This is a genomic window from Methylobacterium sp. FW102-HT35C08 (genome assembly GCF_058790235.1).
In genome coordinates this window covers 5,231,867-5,250,323 of the sequence record NZ_JBYTCL010000002.1, presented here as the reverse complement: position 1 = coordinate 5,250,323, position 18,457 = coordinate 5,231,867, and the positions used below count along the sequence as shown (strand labels likewise).

Annotated in this window: 33 protein-coding genes; 20 read left to right on the top strand and 13 right to left on the bottom strand. The window is 63.0% G+C overall.

Features of this window, described 5'->3' with window-relative positions:
* The first annotated feature begins 226 nt into the window (after positions 1 to 226).
* The 3 genes from opgC to AC3WSN_RS25005 all read left to right on the top strand — a co-directional run bounded on the left by opgC (position 227) and on the right by AC3WSN_RS25005 (position 2,022).
* A complete protein-coding gene (gene opgC / locus AC3WSN_RS25015; RefSeq protein WP_492543242.1) occupies positions 227 to 379 on the top strand; it encodes an OpgC domain-containing protein in 153 nt (50 codons plus the stop codon).
* Between the two features lie 493 nt (positions 380 to 872).
* Positions 873 to 1,400: a DUF4142 domain-containing protein gene (locus tag AC3WSN_RS25010; protein ID WP_492541659.1), complete on the top strand. Its 528-nt coding sequence runs from the start codon at positions 873 to 875 to the stop codon at positions 1,398 to 1,400.
* A 226-nt stretch (positions 1,401 to 1,626) separates the two neighbouring features.
* Positions 1,627 to 2,022 carry a response regulator gene (locus AC3WSN_RS25005; RefSeq protein ID WP_192711667.1) on the top strand — a complete coding sequence of 132 codons (396 nt, stop codon included), beginning with the start codon at positions 1,627 to 1,629 and terminating at the stop codon, positions 2,020 to 2,022.
* Between the two features lie 51 nt (positions 2,023 to 2,073).
* Here the strand turns inward: AC3WSN_RS25005 and AC3WSN_RS25000 are convergent, their stop codons facing one another.
* The 3 genes from AC3WSN_RS25000 to AC3WSN_RS24990 form a co-directional block, all read right to left on the bottom strand.
* Positions 2,074 to 2,292 (bottom strand): hypothetical protein, encoded by a 219-nt coding sequence (locus AC3WSN_RS25000; protein ID WP_192711666.1) that lies wholly within the window; start codon positions 2,290 to 2,292, stop codon positions 2,074 to 2,076.
* Positions 2,293 to 2,322: 30 nt separating this feature from the next.
* Positions 2,323 to 2,547, bottom strand: coding sequence for a hypothetical protein (locus AC3WSN_RS24995; RefSeq protein WP_492541656.1), 225 nt, complete (start codon positions 2,545 to 2,547; stop codon positions 2,323 to 2,325).
* A gap of 207 nt (positions 2,548 to 2,754) precedes the next feature.
* Positions 2,755 to 2,916 (bottom strand): hypothetical protein, encoded by a 162-nt coding sequence (locus AC3WSN_RS24990; RefSeq protein WP_192711664.1) that lies wholly within the window; start codon positions 2,914 to 2,916, stop codon positions 2,755 to 2,757.
* Positions 2,917 to 4,504: 1,588 nt separating this feature from the next.
* Between AC3WSN_RS24990 and AC3WSN_RS24985 the strand changes: the two genes are divergently transcribed.
* On the top strand, positions 4,505 to 4,642 hold the full coding sequence (locus tag AC3WSN_RS24985; protein WP_492541654.1) for a hypothetical protein: 138 nt from the start codon (positions 4,505 to 4,507) through the stop codon (positions 4,640 to 4,642).
* Positions 4,643 to 5,721: 1,079 nt separating this feature from the next.
* On the top strand, positions 5,722 to 5,919 hold the full coding sequence (locus tag AC3WSN_RS24980; RefSeq protein ID WP_192711663.1) for a hypothetical protein: 198 nt from the start codon (positions 5,722 to 5,724) through the stop codon (positions 5,917 to 5,919).
* Positions 5,920 to 5,963: 44 nt separating this feature from the next.
* Here the strand turns inward: AC3WSN_RS24980 and AC3WSN_RS24975 are convergent, their stop codons facing one another.
* The gene (locus tag AC3WSN_RS24975; protein ID WP_192711662.1) at positions 5,964 to 6,500 is read right to left on the bottom strand and encodes a hypothetical protein; all 537 of its coding nucleotides are present in this window, start codon (positions 6,498 to 6,500) and stop codon (positions 5,964 to 5,966) included.
* Positions 6,501 to 6,609: 109 nt separating this feature from the next.
* On the opposite strand from AC3WSN_RS24975, the gene AC3WSN_RS24970 reads away from it, so the two are divergent.
* Positions 6,610 to 6,864, top strand: coding sequence for a hypothetical protein (locus AC3WSN_RS24970; protein WP_492541651.1), 255 nt, complete (start codon positions 6,610 to 6,612; stop codon positions 6,862 to 6,864).
* Here AC3WSN_RS24970 and AC3WSN_RS24965 read toward each other — a convergent pair.
* Positions 6,861 to 7,811, bottom strand: coding sequence for an IS481 family transposase (locus AC3WSN_RS24965; protein ID WP_492541649.1), 951 nt, complete (start codon positions 7,809 to 7,811; stop codon positions 6,861 to 6,863). The two genes, AC3WSN_RS24970 and AC3WSN_RS24965, sit on opposite strands and share 4 nt — an antisense overlap.
* A gap of 688 nt (positions 7,812 to 8,499) precedes the next feature.
* Here AC3WSN_RS24965 and AC3WSN_RS24960 point away from each other — a divergent pair.
* On the top strand, positions 8,500 to 9,120 hold the full coding sequence (locus AC3WSN_RS24960) for a hypothetical protein (protein WP_492541647.1): 621 nt from the start codon (positions 8,500 to 8,502) through the stop codon (positions 9,118 to 9,120).
* 32 nt (positions 9,121 to 9,152) lie between these two features.
* On the opposite strand, the gene AC3WSN_RS24955 is transcribed toward AC3WSN_RS24960, so the two are convergent.
* Together AC3WSN_RS24955 and AC3WSN_RS24950 are read right to left on the bottom strand one after the other, a co-directional pair.
* Positions 9,153 to 9,419: a hypothetical protein gene (locus AC3WSN_RS24955; RefSeq protein ID WP_492541645.1), complete on the bottom strand. Its 267-nt coding sequence runs from the start codon at positions 9,417 to 9,419 to the stop codon at positions 9,153 to 9,155.
* A 66-nt stretch (positions 9,420 to 9,485) separates the two neighbouring features.
* Complete coding sequence (locus AC3WSN_RS24950) at positions 9,486 to 9,914, bottom strand: hypothetical protein (RefSeq protein ID WP_492541643.1); 429 nt, start codon at positions 9,912 to 9,914, stop codon at positions 9,486 to 9,488.
* A 158-nt stretch (positions 9,915 to 10,072) separates the two neighbouring features.
* Between AC3WSN_RS24950 and AC3WSN_RS24945 the strand changes: the two genes are divergently transcribed.
* From AC3WSN_RS24945 to AC3WSN_RS24935, 3 genes are all read left to right on the top strand, one after another.
* Entirely contained in the window at positions 10,073 to 10,330 is a 258-nt protein-coding gene (locus tag AC3WSN_RS24945) for a hypothetical protein (RefSeq protein WP_492541642.1), read from the top strand.
* Complete coding sequence (locus tag AC3WSN_RS24940) at positions 10,327 to 10,479, top strand: hypothetical protein (RefSeq protein ID WP_492541640.1); 153 nt, start codon at positions 10,327 to 10,329, stop codon at positions 10,477 to 10,479. The genes AC3WSN_RS24945 and AC3WSN_RS24940 overlap by 4 nt, the downstream gene beginning before the upstream one ends.
* Positions 10,480 to 10,613: 134 nt before the next feature.
* Positions 10,614 to 11,066, top strand: a complete 453-nt coding sequence (locus AC3WSN_RS24935; RefSeq protein WP_492541638.1) for a carboxymuconolactone decarboxylase family protein — start codon at positions 10,614 to 10,616, stop codon at positions 11,064 to 11,066.
* 405 nt (positions 11,067 to 11,471) lie between these two features.
* On the opposite strand, the gene AC3WSN_RS24930 is transcribed toward AC3WSN_RS24935, so the two are convergent.
* Positions 11,472 to 11,732: a hypothetical protein gene (locus AC3WSN_RS24930; RefSeq protein WP_492541636.1), complete on the bottom strand. Its 261-nt coding sequence runs from the start codon at positions 11,730 to 11,732 to the stop codon at positions 11,472 to 11,474.
* 330 nt (positions 11,733 to 12,062) lie between these two features.
* Between AC3WSN_RS24930 and AC3WSN_RS24925 the strand changes: the two genes are divergently transcribed.
* From AC3WSN_RS24925 to AC3WSN_RS24915, 3 genes are all read left to right on the top strand, one after another.
* Complete coding sequence (locus tag AC3WSN_RS24925; protein WP_492541634.1) at positions 12,063 to 12,254, top strand: hypothetical protein; 192 nt, start codon at positions 12,063 to 12,065, stop codon at positions 12,252 to 12,254.
* 231 nt (positions 12,255 to 12,485) lie between these two features.
* On the top strand, positions 12,486 to 12,701 hold the full coding sequence (locus tag AC3WSN_RS24920; protein WP_492541632.1) for a hypothetical protein: 216 nt from the start codon (positions 12,486 to 12,488) through the stop codon (positions 12,699 to 12,701).
* A 133-nt stretch (positions 12,702 to 12,834) separates the two neighbouring features.
* Positions 12,835 to 12,972: a hypothetical protein gene (locus tag AC3WSN_RS24915; RefSeq protein ID WP_492541630.1), complete on the top strand. Its 138-nt coding sequence runs from the start codon at positions 12,835 to 12,837 to the stop codon at positions 12,970 to 12,972.
* 55 nt (positions 12,973 to 13,027) lie between these two features.
* Here AC3WSN_RS24915 and AC3WSN_RS24910 read toward each other — a convergent pair whose 3' ends face one another.
* On the bottom strand, positions 13,028 to 13,306 hold the full coding sequence (locus AC3WSN_RS24910) for a hypothetical protein (protein ID WP_492541628.1): 279 nt from the start codon (positions 13,304 to 13,306) through the stop codon (positions 13,028 to 13,030).
* 220 nt (positions 13,307 to 13,526) lie between these two features.
* On the opposite strand from AC3WSN_RS24910, the gene AC3WSN_RS24905 reads away from it, so the two are divergent.
* Positions 13,527 to 13,736: a cold-shock protein gene (locus AC3WSN_RS24905; RefSeq protein ID WP_192711697.1), complete on the top strand. Its 210-nt coding sequence runs from the start codon at positions 13,527 to 13,529 to the stop codon at positions 13,734 to 13,736.
* Between the two features lie 347 nt (positions 13,737 to 14,083).
* On the opposite strand, the gene AC3WSN_RS24900 is transcribed toward AC3WSN_RS24905, so the two are convergent.
* The 4 genes from AC3WSN_RS24900 to AC3WSN_RS24885 all read right to left on the bottom strand — a co-directional run bounded on the left by AC3WSN_RS24900 (position 14,084) and on the right by AC3WSN_RS24885 (position 16,048).
* On the bottom strand, positions 14,084 to 14,305 hold the full coding sequence (locus tag AC3WSN_RS24900; RefSeq protein ID WP_192711685.1) for a hypothetical protein: 222 nt from the start codon (positions 14,303 to 14,305) through the stop codon (positions 14,084 to 14,086).
* A gap of 107 nt (positions 14,306 to 14,412) precedes the next feature.
* Positions 14,413 to 15,243, bottom strand: a complete 831-nt coding sequence (locus AC3WSN_RS24895) for a cobalamin B12-binding domain-containing protein (protein WP_492541626.1) — start codon at positions 15,241 to 15,243, stop codon at positions 14,413 to 14,415.
* Positions 15,244 to 15,539: 296 nt separating this feature from the next.
* The gene (locus AC3WSN_RS24890; RefSeq protein ID WP_492541624.1) at positions 15,540 to 15,692 is read right to left on the bottom strand and encodes a hypothetical protein; all 153 of its coding nucleotides are present in this window, start codon (positions 15,690 to 15,692) and stop codon (positions 15,540 to 15,542) included.
* Positions 15,693 to 15,733: 41 nt separating this feature from the next.
* Positions 15,734 to 16,048: a hypothetical protein gene (locus AC3WSN_RS24885; protein WP_492541622.1), complete on the bottom strand. Its 315-nt coding sequence runs from the start codon at positions 16,046 to 16,048 to the stop codon at positions 15,734 to 15,736.
* Between the two features lie 170 nt (positions 16,049 to 16,218).
* Between AC3WSN_RS24885 and AC3WSN_RS24880 the strand changes: the two genes are divergently transcribed.
* From AC3WSN_RS24880 to AC3WSN_RS24855, 6 genes are all read left to right on the top strand, one after another.
* On the top strand, positions 16,219 to 16,479 hold the full coding sequence (locus AC3WSN_RS24880; protein ID WP_492541620.1) for a hypothetical protein: 261 nt from the start codon (positions 16,219 to 16,221) through the stop codon (positions 16,477 to 16,479).
* A gap of 70 nt (positions 16,480 to 16,549) precedes the next feature.
* Entirely contained in the window at positions 16,550 to 16,750 is a 201-nt protein-coding gene (locus tag AC3WSN_RS24875; protein WP_492541619.1) for a hypothetical protein, read from the top strand.
* Between the two features lie 172 nt (positions 16,751 to 16,922).
* Positions 16,923 to 17,141: a hypothetical protein gene (locus AC3WSN_RS24870; protein WP_492541617.1), complete on the top strand. Its 219-nt coding sequence runs from the start codon at positions 16,923 to 16,925 to the stop codon at positions 17,139 to 17,141.
* A 261-nt stretch (positions 17,142 to 17,402) separates the two neighbouring features.
* Positions 17,403 to 17,582 (top strand): hypothetical protein, encoded by a 180-nt coding sequence (locus AC3WSN_RS24865; protein ID WP_492541615.1) that lies wholly within the window; start codon positions 17,403 to 17,405, stop codon positions 17,580 to 17,582.
* Between the two features lie 325 nt (positions 17,583 to 17,907).
* Positions 17,908 to 18,174, top strand: coding sequence for a hypothetical protein (locus AC3WSN_RS24860; RefSeq protein ID WP_492541613.1), 267 nt, complete (start codon positions 17,908 to 17,910; stop codon positions 18,172 to 18,174).
* Positions 18,175 to 18,186: 12 nt separating this feature from the next.
* Positions 18,187 to 18,450, top strand: coding sequence for a hypothetical protein (locus tag AC3WSN_RS24855; protein WP_492541611.1), 264 nt, complete (start codon positions 18,187 to 18,189; stop codon positions 18,448 to 18,450).
* Positions 18,451 to 18,457: the final 7 nt, after the last annotated feature.

Below are 18,457 nucleotides of genomic sequence, written 5' to 3'. Positions count from 1 at the left end.
CTCGGCCAAGTAGAGTCGCTAACGTGGCGACTTACGCCTCACCGCATCGTTGCCAGCGACGGCAGGTTCACCCGAGCCGCCAAAGCTTCGGCCAGTCGCACCCGCTCTCGCGACGGTTCGAAGGCCTCATCACCATCGCGGCAAAGGCGTTCGGAAAGGGCCAAATTGTACTGGACTAGCAAGAGTGTCGTAGAAATCTGCGTCGACCAGTACGTGCCAGTTATGGATCGGCAGGCATTCGTTGAAGATCTTCGCGGCGGGGTGCTTGGCGGCACTCATTGGCCGCATCCTTTACTGCACCTTCGATGTCACAGGCCATCTGCAGATCGTGGTCAATCTCGGCGGGGTTGCCGCGATGCTAGGCCTCCGGCTTCCATGATCACCGTGCGCGCACCCGTGCCGCACGGGACGCTTATCACAGGTCGTCAGCTGGGGTGTGGACGGCGGCGGCTGCAGCGGCTTAGCGAACAAAACGCGCTGAGGGCCAGGCCTCCGCTGATCGGCCGACTACGGCAACAGATGCCAGAGGTCGGTCCCGAACCTGATCACGAGATCGAGCGCGATCAGCGCAAACATGCCCGCCTGGAATATGCTGTCTCCTCGATCGTCTGGACCGCGAGAGGCGGGGTTCAGCAACCCGCTCTTCCGCCTCTTCCTCGGTGGCGCGAACGGGCTAACGATCTTCAAGGCCATTCTCCGGCTACGCAACACAGGCGGCGAGGAGCGCCGACAGGTGACTGTTGGTGCCCAAGGTGCGGCTCGCCAGCCTCTCGCGAGGCCAGTCGCGCCGGACCGCCGCGGTGGGCGGAATGTTTCGTGCGGAACGGCATCGGCGCTCCACAGTTTCCTGACACAAATCAGGAGGGACCGTCATGAAGAAGCTCGCTATCTTAGCTATATGCCTGGTTTTCACTGGCCCAGCTCTCGCCGAGAGCGTGTCTGAGAAGACTGGTCTGAACTCGCTAGTCGGCGCCAGCCCGAATACGCAGGACTTCGTCACTGAGGCTGCTATCAGCGACATGTTCGAAATCCAGTCAAGTAAGCTTGCTCAGGAGAAGAAGGACACGAAGGTAAACGATTTTGCGAACAAGATGATTGCCGACCACACCACATCGAGCGAAGCCATCAAAAACTTAGTTCAAAGCGGCAAGGTGAAGGCGGACATTCCGGGATCTCTCGACAGCAAGCACCAGAGCATGCTCGATAAACTCAAGAGTTTGAACGGCGACGATTTCGAGAAGCAGTACCGCTCCGATCAGATTTCCGGCCACAAGGATACGGTCGACCTGTACAGGCGCTACGCCAAGGGCGGCGATAACGCGGACCTGAAGGCGTTTGCGGAGAAGACGCTGCCGATCGTTGAGCACCACCAGAAGATGGCCGAGGATCTCGCCAAGTAAGGCCAACGAGCCTGGACGTACACTTGCCCTGTAGTGCGTCAGCTCGGATCTCACTGGCGGAAACGCCAGTGAGCCCACCACCCGGGCGTACCGGGATCGGCACGGCAACGTCACCCAGACGGACACCGCGCGGATCGGCTGGCAGCAGCCCGAGCCCGGTGCGATCGAATGAGACACAATCAGGGCCAGCTGCGTTGATGTAGCACCGATCATGCGGAGGTCCTGAATGGCGGACGCCTTCACGCCGCGGCTTGCCGTGCTGATTGTCGAGGACGATCCCGTGCAGCTCATGGAAGCGGCTGCGGCGTTGCGGGATGCTGGGTACGAGGTCGCCGAGGCTTCGACAGTGGAGGCGGCTCAGGCCCACTTGGCGGCCCGTCCCGAGCTCGTGGCCATGGTTGCAGACGTCGACCTCGCCGGGGAGCCCTTGAGCGGCTTCACCCTGGCAAAAGCCGTGGCGGCGCGCTGGCCAGAGGTCGCGATCCTGATCGTGTCGGGAGTGGAGTGGCCGAGCGAGGAGCAGATGCCGATGGGGGCACGCTTCCTGCGTAAGCCGTTCGCCCTCGAAGGGCTCGCACAAGCACTTCGCGCCGTGTTGGCGGCGCGGGGAATCGGCTCGTAAGCCGACCGCCCGCGGCAATCGCGGTTCAGTCTGCTGGTGCAGCCAGCGACGTCAGGCCTCAGCGCTCGACCACCTCTCCAGCACTTCCGACCCGGCATGCAGCTCGACATGATGGCCGTGGGCGTCGTCGCGAGTCTTGCAAAGGTCAACCGCTGAAGCGAAGCGCGTCCGTGCAGCTACCTCGGTCTTGACATCCTCGGCGATCACCTGCTGCCCGTCACGGAATGTGAGCACGCGAAAGAGCGGGTGCTTCAGGTCATTGGCTTCCACGTGCTGAGTCTCCGATCACGTCGTTGCACGTCAGCCAGCGCCGTGGCCGCCCTTGGCGTTGTCGGGCCTGGGCATGTCCGGCCGGTTGTCGTAGCCGCCGCTCTCAGGTGCCTCGCCAACATCAGGCATTGGACTTCCTGGAGAGTGCGGGCCGCTGCCGCCCGCTTCCGGCGTGATGTTCTTGTTCTCACGCTGTAGTGGGGCCTGCGGTACCGTGCCGAAGGCTTCGCGCGCCGCGTCTACGTCGTGTCCCATGCTGGCCTCCCTTGGTGTTGTGAGAGGAAGGCGTACGGACCACATGGGTTCCGGCAGGCCCGTCCGCTCGGCCCCGCCCCGAACTGCTCATGGGGCGGAGGAGCGTCCAATCTCACCAGCGTGAGCCGAGCCGATACGCAACTTGGCCCGAAAGCATGATGGAGAGGCCTCGGTTACGGGCGCGTGTATGGCGCCCGTGCGTCGCGCTCAGTAGCCGTAGTACCCGTAGCCGTAAGGCCGGCGGTAGTAGCCGTACGGGCCGGCATAGTAGCCCACGGGGGCGTAGCCGTCGTAGCCGTAACCGTAGCCACCGTAGGGATAGCCATACCCGCCAGCGAGGCCGTATCCAAGGGCAGCACCCGTGGCCAAGCCGAGGCCAAGTCCCAGGCCGCCGTAGCCATATCCACGACCGTATCCGTAGCCGTAACGACCATAGCCGCCGCGGAAGCCGCCGTACCCACCCCGAAAGCCTCCATAGCCACCGCGGAACCCAGCGCCACGGAACCCGCCACCAAAGCCGCCACCGTGGAAACCACCGCCGCCAAAGCCGCGTGCATCAGCACCAGTCGGAACGAAAGCGAGCGCGGCCAAGACCGCCGTTGAGGCAAGAGCAAGACGTTTCATCAGGATCATCTCCTATCCAGAAGCGTGATCTAAAAACCCGGTTTGCTGCACGCTGGATCCCGTCACGGGAAGTACAAGGCGTCGCAGATTTGTATCTTTGTGTTGCTAGCGGACAGAAAAGCCCGACCAAGGAGAGATGATCCCTGGCCGGGCGAAACCACTGTCGAGCACTGTGAGGGTGGTTCTGCTCGACACAGTTGCCGGGCCAACCGGTTGTACGGGTCAGAGTTCCCCGATGGCATCTGCTCGTGGGCGAGGACGCCTCAGCGTGCCGTTGCGCCGCGGATTTTACGCGGAAAGCCGGCCTGCGGGTTGCGAGATTGAAGGCGGCGTGAGGCCCGCTCTCTGAGGGGCGGGCCGTCTGCCTCAGTTGAACGAACTTACCGCTGGTAGATCACGGTCTGCCGAAGGGCGGCGCTTAATAATCTGCACACGCGGCAGCCGCGCCATTGCATCCGCATACCCAGGTACAACGGCCGCGGGCACGAGAGCGATGCGCGCAGCTGCGCGGTCTTTCAAATTCGACATGGGGTACTCCGTAAAGCGCAGGGCCGAGCCCTGCGTGCGCTGCAACAGATATGGGGTGCGATGCGATAAGCCGCTGCTGCTTGCGGCGTTGTGTCAGCGCCGTGTGGACCCGGTCTTTCTAACGAGAGCAGCCGATGCAAATGCCCTTGGTGATCGTATCGTTGCGCTGATCGTTCTGAGTGCGCCGCTGGATGCTGCCAGTCTCCTGAGGCCCAAGTACGCTCGGGTGCGGCGCCCTCCGTCCCGTATGCACCATGCCGGGCGCCCCCTCAGCCGAGGCACCCCCTCGGCCAGTCCCCATCTGGTCCATACCTTGGGCCAGGGCAGGATAAGAGGCCACGCTAATGAGCGTGGCCACCGCGATCAGTAACGGTGTGCGCATGTAAAAACCCGGCAGATATGCACGTGAAACTCAAGGTATGTGGGCATACTCGCACAAAGTCGCAAAGTTCCGCTTGTAAGGGTGCGGCAAAGATTTCGAAAACTTAGGCCTTCCAACTTTGAATTGTCGGATATCAAACTGTTTGATTGGCATGCAGGCGGATGGGGAGTGTTGAAGCTAGGCTTGCCCCTGGTCTTGGGAGCGGGCTTCCGCATCTCTCAGCCCCGCTCAGTCGTGAGCCGGTAGAGTCAGATCCGTAACCAAACCGCCGAATGATCGCTGCAGGCCGGCGGTAGGCACAGGCGCTTCCGCAACAGACATGAGCGAGGGCATGACGCGAGCCGATCTCGAGAAGCGTGCCGAGTTGACCGTGTGGCTTGGCCACGGCCGGGCACCCCTTTCGCGGGGGGCCACGAGTTCCCAATGCTCCGCGAGGCGCTTGCTGCGGCGGCTGAGGCCATGAATGCCGAGGACGGGCAGCCCTGGATTATCACCGAGGACAGCGACATCCTCTCGCCACACTGGATCAAGGCCGATACCAACGCGGCCCGCCTGCAATGATAGGCCGTAATCCAGCGCTTGCAGTGCCCAGTTCTCCCGCCCCGCCGACTCCCACACGATTGCCCGGCCAAGGCCTCACGGGCGAGCCCGAGGGAACCGGCCCAGAGGCGCCTGTCGTTACGTGCTTGCCCGCCGCGGGCCATGTGGTGTCGCGTATGCCTCAGGCGCACTGGCAGGAAGAAACGGCGCTGTAGCAGGTGCATACCGGCCGGTCGCCTATCGTCCCATCTGGATCGATCGCGCACCGAACCGGTTCGCTCCGTGACGGCACACGTCCCGTTTGGTGCCCTTGGTCTTGACCAAGGTGTGCATGTGGCTGTGCTATTTAAGCGAGTGCAGTTCAGCGAACGACGGCTTCGCGGTTATGAGCGGTGTTGTGGTGAGCGCGGCGGTGGTACGGCTCCGGTGCGCGGCTCTGGGAGTAGCCCGAGATCGGAACAGCTTCGGCTTCCGGTCGGGTCGGACCGCTCAAGAGCGCACCGAATAAGCCTCCGGGTCTGTATCCCTGAGCGTCGACGATCCTATTCGCCTTTTCGATGCTCATATCGCAGGCGCTCGTCATACCCTGGAGAGCACCGAGGGCCCGCTCGTATTCGGGGAGATTGACGCAGCCTGGTGAAGTCCAAGCCCAAGCTGGAGCCGGTCCTACTAGCCCAGCAACAGGAACGGTAACCGCTAAGTTTGTCTTAATCCCCACAACCAACTCTCCTCCATGCCCCTCGTTCTATAACAATGGTCAGAGACTCAGTGATCCCACCTGCGTCACACGGCCGAACCCTGCAGGTGAAGTGAAGATCGCAGCCGTGTCAGTGCCGGTGGCTTGAGACAGGCACATCATCGGCTTCTACGGCGTTCTTCAAACCGTCCAGCCGCAGACTGTTACCGCATAGCTCGACCCGCTCCACGACCCGCGAGATCTCTCATGAGGTCGCCTCGGCTGGGATTACGCGCTGCCCCGTTGGCAGCCCTTCGCCGGTTCTGCTGAATGCCGGTGGATGATAGGTTGTTCTCCAAGCAAGGCCGCACCGGAACGGCTCATGTCGGCCGGGCGGCACCGTTAAGTCAACGTTGGGGCAACGATGACCGAGCTTGAGAAGGTCGAGCGCGAGATCGCCATCCTGCAGGAGAGTGTCCGGTCTTCGACGCACGCCCTCAGCGACCCGACCCTGTCGGTTGAGGGCGCCAACCGCGAACGAGCGAGCATCGAGGTCTATCGGCGGCATCTCGACGATCTGTTCACGAAGCGCGACGATCTGCAGGCCCTAAGCGAGGATTAGGGGCTGTTTCTCGTCGGCTCCTTGGCATCGCCTCGGACTGCGCGTTACTCCGCGCTTTCAAGCGCCTGCGACAGGCCCAGCCAACCCTTCACCTTCGCAGGCAGGATGCCGGGGCGCTTCTTGGTGGAGTTGTCTGGGCCACGAACTGCGTCCAACCGGCTTGCCACCTCTTCCTCTTCCAGCGGATCCGCTCGTCGCCCGATGGCGAGCGCACCTTCGAGAGCTTTGAGCCCTTTGTCGAAGCTGAAATAATCCGGGAACAGCGGGCAGCCGATTTGTGCGTCGATGTAACGGGTCCGCTCAAGCTCGGCTGCGGGTGTGTCCGCACAGGCTAGCCGCGTCACAAATGGTATCAGGCGCTGCCGCTGCGTGTCCGTCGCCATATCGTTCAGATGCATGGCGAGTTGGCAGATTGGCCGGGAGAAGCAGGGCGGCATCGAATTGGCCGACCGGACGGGCCGATAGCGAAACCCGGCTGCCAAAATCGCCGCCTCGTTGATGCAGGTGCCGCCGTCCGGTCCAGGGAAGGCGTGCGAGCCCCGGAGAAGCTTCCAGTTTAGGATGTGATCGTAGTCGCTCATGGTGGCCAACTCCGTAGCCGCCCCCGCATGAGCCTCCTCCTGTACGGCTAAAGCGTCAATCGCGTCCTTCGTTCTGGTGCTGCCGAGCCTGTCAGCGTATCAGCCCGGCATGGCAAAGCGCGTGAAGCAATATCCTCAGGATCGGGGCTCAATCCTGTTTGACGTCGTGTTCGAGGATGGCAGCCGCGCCTTGAACCGGCGCGTGCCGATGGAGATCCTGGTCGGCTTAGACGGCGACGAGCCCGCGCGTCAGCTCATCGAGCAGCAAGAGGCCGAGATCGCCCAGAAGGCTGGTCGGACACCGCGTGCGATCCAGAGACTCACGCGAGCTGCCAAGCCCGAACCGAAGCTCACGCGGGCCTAGGTGTATGGTCCCGGGATGAGGTGTGACGGGTCGATCCTGAAGCGATTGGGCTCTTTCGTCCAGGCGTTCAGGATGAACTCGGTGGGTGTCAGGCCCCGCAGGGTCTTGAGCCGACGAGCGTGATTGTAGGCATCGACGAACAGGTGCAGATGCGTTCGAAGCTGGTCGTGGCTGTCGTAGTGGTAGCGCTTGACCGTCGCATCCTTGATGGTGCGGTTCATCCGCTCGACCTGTCCGTTGGTCCAAGGATGGTTCACCTTGGTCAGCCGATGCTCGATGTTGTGCTCGTCGCAGACGCGGTCGAAGATGTGCTTACTATCGTAGATGTCCTGTCGACGTGATGTGAACTGAACGCCGTTATCTGTGAGCACGGTGTGGATGCGGTAAGGCACCGCCTCAATGAAGTCGCGCAGAAACTGGGCGGCCTCCATCTTGCCGGCGCTCTCCACGAGCCGCACGAAGGCAAATTTGCTGGTTCGATCGATGGCTACGAACAGCCTGAGCTTACCTTCGGCCGTGCTCACCTCGGCGATGTCGATGTGGACGTAGCCAATGGCGTAGGTCGCAAAGCGCTGCTTCTTGGGTTTGTCGCCTTCGATCTCGGGTAGTCGGCTGATGCAGTGCCGTTCCAGGCAGCGATGCAGCGAGGATCGCGTCAGGTGCGGGATGGTCGGCTGCAAGCCATAGAGGCAGTCGTCAAGCGGCAGCAGGGTATGCCGGCGGAAGGCGACAATGATCGCTTCCTCCTCGACGGTGAGCATGGTGGAGCGCGGTTCCTTGGGGCCCATCCGGGCATCCGCTGTGCTCGTCCGTTTGCGCCACTTCTGCACCGTCGTCGGGCTGACGCCGTAGCGCTTGGCCAGCGCTCTTACGCTCTCTTCACGTAGCTGGATCGCGCGACGGACTGCCTCCGTCGTGGTGGCGCTTCCATGAAGAACCTGGCCCATAGCGCATCCCTCGCAGCATGGTGGTCAACCGTACCACCACACCGCGGGATCAAACACCTAGAACACCTCTCGACTGCCAACCGTCACGTTAAATCACTCGGTCGGGCTGTACGGACTAGAACCACGACGCTTCTGACCCGTTGGCCGCATTGAGTTTGCGCTAACCTCTACGCTTGCCCTACGTGCCATCCGGGCAAGAGTGGAAGGCTCGGCGATCGTCCACGTCAGGCTGAGCAAGGCGAGGCGGACCCGGATCAACTTCGAGAAAGCTGATCTTATCCACGAGGTGAGGCGGCGGCTGAGCGCCTTCTGATCTCATCCAACGGACGCAAGGTCGCTCGCACCTTCGCGACCTCCAGCGGCTCCGGCGTTCCCAGCAAGGCCTGGATGGCCTCGTGGGTTGCTAGCCAGCGGCGGGCGATGACAACCAAGTCAACACCAGCAACATCAAGGCCCTGACGCGCAACGCGTCGGCGGGCACCCTCCAGCTGGCGGTTGAGCCACCGCACCCTCAACATCAGGATCAGGAGCCGGGCTGTGTCGGGCCAGGACAGGCGTTGAACGAGTGCAGCAGTGTTGGAGCGGCTAGGGAGCGTGGTCGGCATCTGCGCACCTTGGCGAGGTCGAGAAGCGCTACGCCGACAGCGGCCACGATGTTCCCGCGACCGTCCCACCAAAGAGGCGACACTTGGGTCACGAACGCCTCGGGCTGCGCCTCGGCCGCCACTTCCGGCATCAGGGTCTCAGCCGCTTCGGCTTCCTGGTCCTGATCCCGGCCGCGCGTTCAGGTGATCTAACTGAACTAATGGCCTCTGAAGCGGCCACGAAGCCGGATGAACTGCCAAGCTATCTCATTTATTTGCGCGCGTGTCCAGGCACATCAGTAATAGACCAAATCATAAAGTCTTCAATGACCGAAGCGGACGGATCGCTCGGCGATATACTGGAGAGCGTCATGATCAGCAAGACATTCAAGTCTGTGCTCGCTGCTGCCGCCATCACGGCTCCGCTCGACATGTTCGCGGCCACTGATGCCTCTGCCTTCGGCGGCCACTTCAGCGGCGGCGGTGGTGGCGGCGGTCACCTCGGTGGTGGTTTTGGCAGCGGCCACTTTGGCGGCGGGGGCTTCGGCGGTGGGCACCACGGTGGCGGAGGTTTCGGAGGCGGCGGCTTTGGTGGCGGGCACCAGGGAGGTGGTGGCTTCAGCGGGTATGGCTGGGGACCCCGCACCGTCGTCTACGTGGGCAGCGGCTGTGACTACGGCTTTCACTACAGCAACTCCTGGGACCGCTGTATTCCGAACGACTGAGCGTCACCTCTGGAGCGTCAGAACAGGCGCTCCTACGCCCGTTCGAGTAGGTCGATGAGTGCGACGCCCGCCGCCGCAATGACGTTGCCTCGACCGCGCCAGGGCAGGATTTCGGCCCCGGCTGCCAATTCGGCTGGCACCTCCGGCAGAACGGTTTCGGGCGCCTCGGCCTCGCGGTCCTGATCGTTCCCGCGCATGCAGCCGACCTGGCCGCCTTCGTGGTTTTCGGGTGCAGCAAGGGAGGGCTCCTCGTCTCCGCCGTCCTCGTAGTCGGCGTCGCCGTCCATGCGGTCCAGCACGGCGATGATGCGGTCCGCCGCGTCGAGGGCAGTCTGCGCCGCCTCATCCAGGCTGGCGAGCCGCTGTTAGCGGTCCTCGCGCTCGACTTGGACCCAGGCCAGCAGTTCGCGGGCGAGGGCCTCAGCTTCAGCGGGGCTGCCGTTCTGGATGGTCGGCAGGGCCAAGATTTGCAGCCGTGTCTCGCGATCCATAGGGTGGAATGGTGTGCGTCGCCGGGCCTCGTTGTGGGCCGCGGTCTCCACGTCGATCAGCGCATCGCCGAGCCACTGCATCAGCTTGCCGGCGGCATTGGGATTGTCGCCACGGCCTCGGGCCTTGCACCGCGCAGTCCATACCGTGGCGTAAGCGACGCCGCCCACGAGGTTGGCAACGTCGTGGAGTGACCGTAGATCCTCCAGCGAGGCGGACGCGAAGTCGATCATATCGACAAGGCTGGAAGTGGGGAGCGGCGCGTCGTGGCCGTCGGCGCCGAAGGCCAGTAGATCCTGCGCCAATCCCGCGCCGAGGTTATCCGGCGACTCTACTCCGACGTCGTCGCAACGCTTCCCAACGCTGGCTTTGAGGCGCAGGCCAGCCAGTGAGGCGGCCGACAGCGCGGCTATGCGGTCCTCAACCTCGCCGAGAGCGCGGCACGCATCCGGGAGCGGAAGGGATGACGCGCCTCAGCGGCCACAAGCTGCCAGAGCAGCAGCCCGAACGCGGGCTGCCGCGCTGGCTCGTGTTCGTGATCGCCGCTGGCACCTTCAGCACTCCAATCGCGGGAATGCTTCTGATGGTGTGGCCAGTCCTGCTGCAGAGGCCGAGCTTCGTCGCCGACAGCATCGAGCTGATCTGCTTGGCATTCGCGGCCGTCCTGATCGGCGGCGTCATGGCCCCCTACATCCACCGGGGCCGAGGCCAGCGCCTATGAGCCGGGCCAACACCGCGCAGATCCGGCTGCTCTCGTTCCTGGCGCTGACGCCCAGCGGGCAATTCGTCGAGCTGGCCCAGCTCGAACAGACGCAAGGGATCCGCTCCGGTGATAACCTCTTCGTGCCCTCGCTCGTGGCTCAAGGTTAGGCTGAGATGGGTTCGACACGCCGATGCTCTGTGCGCATCACCGAGGCTGGACGGCATGCTCTCATGGGTTTTGAAAGCGATCGTATCGGACGATCAAACTACTCTCGATCAATGTCCTCAAGGAGGCTTACTCGATGACCCAACGCCTCGACTACAACAGCGTCGCGCCCGATGGAATGAAAGCGTTGGGCGGTGTACATGCCTATATCGGTAGGTGTGGGCTGCCGAAGGAACTGATTGATCTAGTCTACCTGCGAGTTTCGCAGATCAACGGCTGCGCATACTGCATAGACATGCACTCGCGCGACATCCTCACCGCGGGAATGACTATCGAGAAGTTGCTCCTCGTGCCGGTTTGGCGGGAGGCAGGCATGTTGTTCAATCCTCAGGAGCGCGCCGCGCTGGGATGGGCCGAGTCAGTGACGCGCGTCTCGGAGACTGGTGTGCCGGACCATGCCTTCGAGGAGGTCTCGCGCGTGTTCAACGGGAAGGAACTTGCCGACCTTACCATCGCGATTGGTCTAATGAACGCCTACAACCGCATGGCGATCAGCTTCAGAGCCATGCCAGCAGCGGGCCACGACTGAGCCGTGTTTCTGCATCTACATCCACTCGCCAGACCACCTCCAAGAAGGCGACCTCCTCGGCCCGGACGAAGACCCCTCGCCTCGCCGTTGTCCATCCTGTGATCTGCAGGCAGGATCTAGAACGGGCGCAGAACATGGCGAGGCGGATAACCGAGAACGCCGGCATCAACCGGCCGTGTGTCATGGGCAAGCACGAACAGAACAGCACCCGTTGACGGACCATTAACGATACGATGCCAGAATGACCGCAGCGACCGGTCGGGGGGCGAGCGCCGGAAGAGCAGCACCGAGGCCTATTCCCCCTTGGCCTCGGTGCGGCCTCGCCGGCGCAGTCGCAACAAGCCCGCACCTGGAACACCAGGGTGGGCTTTTCTCATTGGATCGGGCGGCGGGGCAGATGCAGGGCTATGTCACAGCCTGCGGATGTGGCGACGGTGTACCGGAGTACGTGTCAGACTTGAGCGGGCAGCCGCTGTGCGCCTTGCGGTGATACAGGCGCCGTTGGACGTTCGGTCCGCTGTACGTCCCGCTAAGTGCTACACGCCCGTGACAGGCCGGACAGCGCTTGATGGCCATGATGTGCTGGGCCGCAGCTTCGTCCAGACTGACGGCGATCCACGCGCCCCCGATCTTCACTTCACAGGTCTGCGGATCAGGGTTCGGCATGGCACCGACCTGCCATGCTGGAGCGCGGATCGCCAGCGCCTCAACGCCACACCGCTGTTCGCCTCCCTGTATCCTGGGCAACCCCCGCTTCTGACCGCATGGGTATCCGATCGCGGCTGCCGTAGCTCGCGAATGGCTTCCAGTTTCGCGCCCTCCATGCTCCCCGACGCAGCCGCCCTCTGGTGCAGCGCTATCGAGGACCTGTCTCCACATGCCTCGCCCTGCCGGTATCTCGTCCTGGCCCAATGAGCGCCGATCCGGGAAGCCGCCATCGACTTCTGCGACCGTCTGGGCGCTGAGGCGCACGCGCTCGGCTGAACGGCAGCCGAGTTGTTTGCGCTCCATCCGGAACACGGGACCCTGCGGATCGAGGTCTGCGGGGTGATGATCACCGGCAACCAGGCGCAGGCCGCCGAGCCAACCCGAGTAATGTTCGAGCGCGGCTCGGCTTACCGGAACAAGCAGGGCCAACACTGGGGCATTCCGGTCTGGGAGTTCGCCAAGAAGGGCGCGGGCCGGTGAGCTACCGGCTCTTCACGCAGATCAGCAGCACGCAGCTGTTGCTGGGCTTCACCGTGCTGGTCACGATCGAAGCGACCTGCGGTCTCTTGGGCGTGGTGCCCCGACAGCCCGCAAGACCTCCACCGAAACAGGTATCCGCACTATCATCCGCAAGCCAGCGGACCTGACCCAATTGGAACCGAGAACGATCCGTTAAATTAACCTACGTGGAGATTTCGGTGGAGCGTTCGCATGGGTTTTACGGTTGTGGGCAGCAAGGACGACCACGAATTGGAGGATGCCGTCCGTCGCGGTGTCGCTGATGGGTTAGCGCGACTGCTCGGAGTGCCGAAACACCCGGTCGGCGTTCAAGCTTTCCTCGACACGAATGACCTTAATTACGATAAAGAACGTGAAGGCCAGAGCGAACAGACGCACTCACCCACTACGGCCGTAGTCGAGATCTGAAACACGCCCCGCTGGGCCGGAAAACCCACGGTAGCTGTGATCGCCATCAATCAGCGCTCCGTCGTGTAAGAGCCCATATAGAAGGCGTCCCTCCGCGCATTCCCGTGCTCTGGGCAACGGAGCGGAGGCCGAGATGGCTCGCGAACTCACGACCGGCAAAGCTCAGGCCGTCACCCCCGAGGACTTCAACAAACGCGTGAGGCGCCTGCTTGCCGACAAGCCGGCCCCGCGCAAGGCCGAGCCGAGAAGCAAGAACTTCAAGGCCAGTTAGCTGGTAAGGAAGGCCTGACGAGATTGATCCGAGGGCGTTCGCTCGAGGGCAACGCTCACGGGTCCATCGTCGGCTCGTCCTCAAGCAGCCTGATTGATGACGCGACTGGGCCGTCCAACGGGCCGACATGGGCGACGAAGCGTGCACGTGACCAGAGTTCGACGCGATCTCCGTCGCTCAGGTGCAGAGCACGTTCTGCAGCCTCCGCGTCGGTGTCAGCCTCAATCAAGATCGTCGATCTGACGCTGCCGTCTGGTGCGAACCGGTAAGCCTGATATGGCGAGATCGTGCAAGAGGAGCGCCGGTCGGCTGGAAAGCTCACGACGTCTGCCATGCGCACGCCTATCCGCTGCAAAGGGCGGGACCCAGAACCTCAAGCGTGGGAGCCTGAGGCCGTCCATTCGCCGATGACGGCATCCTGCGCCTCTATGGGCGGCAAGGATAGCGCGGATGATGAAGTGGCACGAAAGCTGACGGAACGGGCGGCCGATACGGCCAGTTCGAACCTGATGGCGCGCCACATTGGCGTGCCGCAGACGATTAGGATTGTTGCGATGGCTACTGGCACCGTGAAGTGGTTCAACGAGACCAAAGGATACGGCTTCATCCAGCCCGACGACGGCGGCAAGGACGTGTTCGTTCACATCTCGGCCGTCGAGCGCGCCGGGATGCGCAACCTGATCGAGGGTCAGAAGGTCTCTTACGACATCGAGGCTGACCGGCGCAGTGGCAAGGAGAGCGCCGCCAACCTGAAAAGCGCCTGAGCCGCAGCAGGCCCACACAGGCTCGATGGCGTCGCTTCTGCGGTGGCGCCATCGCATTTGACAGGGCATAGGGTAGGCATGTCAGACGTGCCGCCCCCCTACTCCATCGAAGTCTTGCCGCTTACCAAGCCGGAGGGCCACTTCCAGTGGGCGATCCGCCGGAGCGGTAAGCTGATCAAGCGGTCTGATCGCCCGCACCGCAGCGAGGCCAAAGCCTTGGAGAACACCATGGAAGCCGTAGAGCGGGCCATGAAGCCTAGCAGCGATTTCAGAGGCCGCTGAGAGCCCTACCATCCACCAAACATTTTGCCCGTGAACAGCGCGACCGTGCTGCTCGTTGATTGAGTCTATGATTTTATGGGCGCCAATTCGCATAGGGCGACGTCAATCGCCTGGATCAGATGTTCGGCCGCTTGAATAACCGCAGGTTCCCGCGCCATGACGGTGGTTACCTGCTGCAGCGAGCGAAACTGCTGAAGACGAGCAATTGGATCGACCCCTCGGGCAATGGAAGATTGCACGAGCCCCCGGACGAACTCATGCGCTAGATGCTCGTCGAAGTCCGGCAACGTCTGGACCTCACAGGTTGACCCGGCCCGCCTCTAACACCTTCTGCGCGAAAACGGATCCACGCCTCGCCGTTTCACCAGGGCCGATGACGGACGTGGCCCCGCCATCACGCGAACAGGGCCTCGGCCACCGCGACGGCGGACCGCCCATCGTCGGCGGCAGCGTCTGCCCCAATGGTGGTTGCACTGGCAGGCTCCCGCAGGAACAGCGGGCCGCCGACCATGACGCGAACGCCCGGGTTGCACGAGGCTGCACGCAGCTTAGCCACGAAGTCGGCCATCGCCGGCAGGAGCACGTCGCAGGACAGCGAGATGCCGATCAGATCGAACTGTTCCGCCTGGATCAGAGTGGCGGGATCCTGGTCCACTCCGTTCGACAAGACGACGTCCCAGCCCGCCTCGCGAAAGAAGCTTGCCACGAGGGCCAGACTGAAGAGGTGCGTCTCACCAGGGCAGGGTAGCAGGAGGACGCGCCGCCCGCTCATTGGAACATCCTCACCCTCCAAGTGGGCACACACCGCGCGGGTGAGGCTCTGAAGGCGGCCGAGCGCGACTGCAACATCGAGGAAGTCTGCCTCGTCCTCTTCCCAGAGCTGCCCGAGGCGGCGCGCTGCTGGGGCGAACAGGTCGAGCAAGAGAGTATCTAGGGATAAGCCCTCTTCCAGGAGAGCGCGCACCCATTCACCATGCGGGCTGCCCTCCATGAGCGCCCGGGCGAACGCCGCAACGCGTTCTGGAGTAGGCGATTGCGTATCCGATGCGAGCGCTCGCTCGCCTTCTTGGTGAGCGAGCGCGAGGCGCGGTAGGATCTCGCCCTCAATGATCCGCGCAAGACCCGCATGAATGTAGGCCGTGTTGCGGGCAGCCGCGCCGCGACTGCGGCCGGAGTGCTGGCCGGCACTCGTGCCCGCGCCATCGAGACCCACCATCTCAGGCATCAGCGCCCCCGATCTTCGAGGCACTATAGGTTTCTCTGGGAGTGGAAGGCAAATCTAGATAGGAATTATAGTTCGTTATATGCGGCGTGGCTGAGGCGTGGAGCCGTTCCGGCTACTGCCTGTCCGGCAGGATTTCCTCGAGATGCGCCTCAACCATCTCGGCCGAGAACGGCTTGAGGATGAAGCGCGTCATTCGGCAGTTCCAACGGGCAGCACGACGCGGCTGCCCGACTTCAGAACCACGGTGCCGGTCTTGGCGGCCTGCGGCCTCATGGGCGTGAGCCCTAACGCCAGCACTAGGCCAGTGCGATCAGCATCCAAGCGCGTGCCTTCGCCTCAATGTCGTGATCGGCCGCAGACGGATCGTCGATGATAGCGCGATCCACAATCTGCCGGGCATCCTGGCCGCTCATGCCGATGCCCTGGATGAAGCCGCTCAGACGCGCCATCACGCGGTTGGCGACAAGCTCGTGCTTGGCGCTCAGACCACTCATTTCTGAACCGGGAAGCCCATGATGACGGCGGTCATCACCATCGTGCGGCGCAGGCCGGGCGCGCTTGTCTTATCCGCGAGCAGCTTCTTGGCTTGCGGGTGCATTTCGACCGTCTTGGCCACGTCGATGGTGTGCCCCGACTTGAAGGCGAACGGCTTGGCGCCCTCGTCCTTCAGGTAGGCCGCGGCTGCCGCCTCGATCTCATCATCCGAAACTTCGGACTTCCGGCGCAAGTCGCCGACGCCGGGGATTTCTTTGGCCATTCTCTGACGTATCGTCCCTGGCAGCCTGGTCGAGGCGCCGAAGGTCAACCCTTTCTCGTCAGCCCCCAACCATACCAGCGAGGCCTTTTCAGTCTCGCACACGACCTTCCGCCCGTGTTGATCCGCAGAGCCGGCGCGGGCACTCTCCCTGAGAGCCATCGCAGGTGTCGGCTTGTGAAGCTCCTCACCGAGCACCTGAAGGCGGAGGGCTATCTGAAGTGAGTGATAACGACGCTCAGCCCCGCGAACTGGAAGAGGTCCTCCGTCTAGCAACAGCGCTTGCGGAGCAGTTGCTGGTGTCCGAAATCCCGGCGCGCTCGATGTCTCCTGCAAGGGCCAAGGCACTGATCGGAGCTGCCCAGTTCCTTCACGAGAACGACGTGCCTTGGCCAGCGGCCGTGCAGGAGGCTTTAGACAAAATCCGGGAGCACATGGCGGCCACCAAATCAGAGCCGGACGACGGCGACGCCGAGAGATAAGTAGACCATACTGGCTTCATCCGCCGCCTCGTAGAGGAAGCTTTGAGGGCGAAGCGATCATAGGTGACGCATGAGCGATCCCGAGCCAGATGCCGACTTTCGCGAGCGCTTGCTGCGAGAAGTCTCTGACGGCGATCGGGACCTTGTGATCAGCGCGTCCGGAAAGCGGCTCGACGCGCTGGGTCGCAAGTACGACGTGTACAGGACCGGTGTTCCACTCGATGGCTTCGACGGTTTCGAGGATGACGGCACCGAAGATGATGACGCCTGACCCTCGGCCAGCCCGCCTTCAGGTTTGCCGCGAGGCCCTCGCCGAGCAAGCGAAGGCAAAGGGCTATCTGAAGTGAGCAGCACTTGGACGAGGTGAAAGCAGCGGCCGATCCAGACGTTGGTCGGCGGGTTACTCAGATTAGATAGCCCTCTGCAGCGATTGTCGGGATAAGATGAGCGACCCCGAACCCGACGCCATTTTTCGTGAGCGCCTCGTCCACATCGTCAGCGAGGAGCTTCGACCCTATGTCGTGATCGCCTCGGGGGCCGAGCTTGATATCATTGGCCGTCGGTACGATCGGTTCAGAACCGGCGTGCCGCTGAAGGGCTTCGAAGCAGCGAGCGATCATCCAGCTTCGAGGTTGCCCGAGGGCTTGTGGAATAGGCGCTGAAGGAGGTGACCATGAACCCGGTCGTGCTCGCCATCATGGCCGCAATACTGATCGCCTAGATCGGGATCGGCGTTCTCGTCATCGCATACGGCACGCTGCTCGGCGTCGCCTTCTACGTTCTCACTATGGTTGCCACGAACCCGAGGGTTTGGCGGTTGCACTGACCGTCCGCCCTCGTGGAAGAGGCGCCGGAGGCGATAGCCATAATTGCTCCACGGATCAGGCGTCTCCTCTCTGATGTTCACTCCGGGAGGAGCGGCCATGCCCTATCTGTCGAGCCACATTCGCAGGCTGCAGGAAATCAAGGCAGCCAGAGAGAAGGCGCTCCTCGATAACGCGGAAGGGCTTTGGGCGCGGGTGGAAGCCGAGCGCCGCGCTGTCGACCGATTTGCGATGCAGCTGCGAGCGGCGCTCCTAGCACGAGAGCACGCTCAGGTCTGAAGGCTGCTCCGTCCTGCCGCCCTCGAAGCCGCTCGCATCATCTTCATCGAGGAGAACGGCAAGGGACCGGGTGTGCGGCTGACGCTGAGGAAGGCTGTATCTGATGCCGATTGACCTGCTGCCGCGGAAAGGGCCGCGGGAGACGTCACCTCATTTTGCGCGCCGCCAGTTGCGTCGGCTGATGCAGAAGGCGCAGATCTGGCGGCTGAAGTTGTGGTGGTGGCTCTACCGCCGGTAGTGTCCCTGGCCTCGTGGAAGAGGCGCTGAAAGCGAGGGGCTATCTGAAGTGACTAGCGGCAGCAGCGGCAGCGGCCGGCCCGAGAAGGTGGCTGAGGTTTCCTGGCTGGCGGCCGCAATTGCTAATCGCATCCTCGAACAGCACGAGGCGGGGACATCGATCCCGCCGGAGCAGTTCACCATGCTGGTGCGCGCCGCCAGGATGCTCCTTGATAACGGCGTGCAGTGGCCGCCGTCGGTCGAGTGCCTCGTGATGGAGGTCGCTAAGCGGGTCGGGAGGACCGAGCCGACCACCAAAGGCGACAGTGTTGTCGTCCACTTGGGGCGGGATCTGACCTCCACGAAGAGATCCTAAGGGCTGCCACTGATGGAAGAGGACCATAACTTTGAGCACTCGCCGCTGTCTGGCTCATTCAGCCGCGATAGCGAGACTGTGGACGTCGAGATCTACTGCTATGCCGGCACGCAGGAGCCCTGGCAGCTGGTCGTGATCGACCTGTCGTCAGGTGGCTGCACCGCTTGGAAGGAGGCGCTCGCGACGGATCAGGAAGCCTACGCTGCTTTTACCGCGATGGTCGAGGCAAACGGCATGGCAACTTTCACGGGTGTCGTTCCGCTCGTTCAGCACTGACCCGGTA

Excerpts from the sequence above, each read along its gene's own strand:
- AC3WSN_RS25010 (WP_492541659.1), top strand. The coding sequence starts at position 873 with ATGAAGAAGCTCGCTATCTTAGCTATATGCCTGGTTTTCACTGGCCCA.
- AC3WSN_RS25005 (WP_192711667.1), top strand. The coding sequence starts at position 1,627 with ATGGCGGACGCCTTCACGCCGCGGCTTGCCGTGCTGATTGTCGAGGAC.
- AC3WSN_RS24995 (WP_492541656.1), bottom strand. The coding sequence starts at position 2,547 with ATGGGACACGACGTAGACGCGGCGCGCGAAGCCTTCGGCACGGTACCG.
- AC3WSN_RS24985 (WP_492541654.1), top strand. The coding sequence starts at position 4,505 with ATGCTCCGCGAGGCGCTTGCTGCGGCGGCTGAGGCCATGAATGCCGAG.
- AC3WSN_RS24980 (WP_192711663.1), top strand. The coding sequence starts at position 5,722 with ATGACCGAGCTTGAGAAGGTCGAGCGCGAGATCGCCATCCTGCAGGAG.
- AC3WSN_RS24975 (WP_192711662.1), bottom strand. The coding sequence starts at position 6,500 with ATGAGCGACTACGATCACATCCTAAACTGGAAGCTTCTCCGGGGCTCG.
- AC3WSN_RS24970 (WP_492541651.1), top strand. The coding sequence starts at position 6,610 with ATGGCAAAGCGCGTGAAGCAATATCCTCAGGATCGGGGCTCAATCCTG.
- AC3WSN_RS24965 (WP_492541649.1), bottom strand. The coding sequence starts at position 7,811 with ATGGGCCAGGTTCTTCATGGAAGCGCCACCACGACGGAGGCAGTCCGT.
- AC3WSN_RS24945 (WP_492541642.1), top strand. The coding sequence starts at position 10,073 with ATGACGCGCCTCAGCGGCCACAAGCTGCCAGAGCAGCAGCCCGAACGC.
- AC3WSN_RS24940 (WP_492541640.1), top strand. The coding sequence starts at position 10,327 with ATGAGCCGGGCCAACACCGCGCAGATCCGGCTGCTCTCGTTCCTGGCG.
- AC3WSN_RS24935 (WP_492541638.1), top strand. The coding sequence starts at position 10,614 with ATGACCCAACGCCTCGACTACAACAGCGTCGCGCCCGATGGAATGAAA.
- AC3WSN_RS24930 (WP_492541636.1), bottom strand. The coding sequence starts at position 11,732 with ATGCCGAACCCTGATCCGCAGACCTGTGAAGTGAAGATCGGGGGCGCG.
- AC3WSN_RS24920 (WP_492541632.1), top strand. The coding sequence starts at position 12,486 with ATGGGTTTTACGGTTGTGGGCAGCAAGGACGACCACGAATTGGAGGAT.
- AC3WSN_RS24915 (WP_492541630.1), top strand. The coding sequence starts at position 12,835 with ATGGCTCGCGAACTCACGACCGGCAAAGCTCAGGCCGTCACCCCCGAG.
- AC3WSN_RS24910 (WP_492541628.1), bottom strand. The coding sequence starts at position 13,306 with ATGGCAGACGTCGTGAGCTTTCCAGCCGACCGGCGCTCCTCTTGCACG.
- AC3WSN_RS24905 (WP_192711697.1), top strand. The coding sequence starts at position 13,527 with ATGGCTACTGGCACCGTGAAGTGGTTCAACGAGACCAAAGGATACGGC.
- AC3WSN_RS24895 (WP_492541626.1), bottom strand. The coding sequence starts at position 15,243 with ATGCCTGAGATGGTGGGTCTCGATGGCGCGGGCACGAGTGCCGGCCAG.
- AC3WSN_RS24890 (WP_492541624.1), bottom strand. The coding sequence starts at position 15,692 with ATGGCGCGTCTGAGCGGCTTCATCCAGGGCATCGGCATGAGCGGCCAG.
- AC3WSN_RS24875 (WP_492541619.1), top strand. The coding sequence starts at position 16,550 with ATGAGCGATCCCGAGCCAGATGCCGACTTTCGCGAGCGCTTGCTGCGA.
- AC3WSN_RS24870 (WP_492541617.1), top strand. The coding sequence starts at position 16,923 with ATGAGCGACCCCGAACCCGACGCCATTTTTCGTGAGCGCCTCGTCCAC.
- AC3WSN_RS24865 (WP_492541615.1), top strand. The coding sequence starts at position 17,403 with ATGCCCTATCTGTCGAGCCACATTCGCAGGCTGCAGGAAATCAAGGCA.
- AC3WSN_RS24855 (WP_492541611.1), top strand. The coding sequence starts at position 18,187 with ATGGAAGAGGACCATAACTTTGAGCACTCGCCGCTGTCTGGCTCATTC.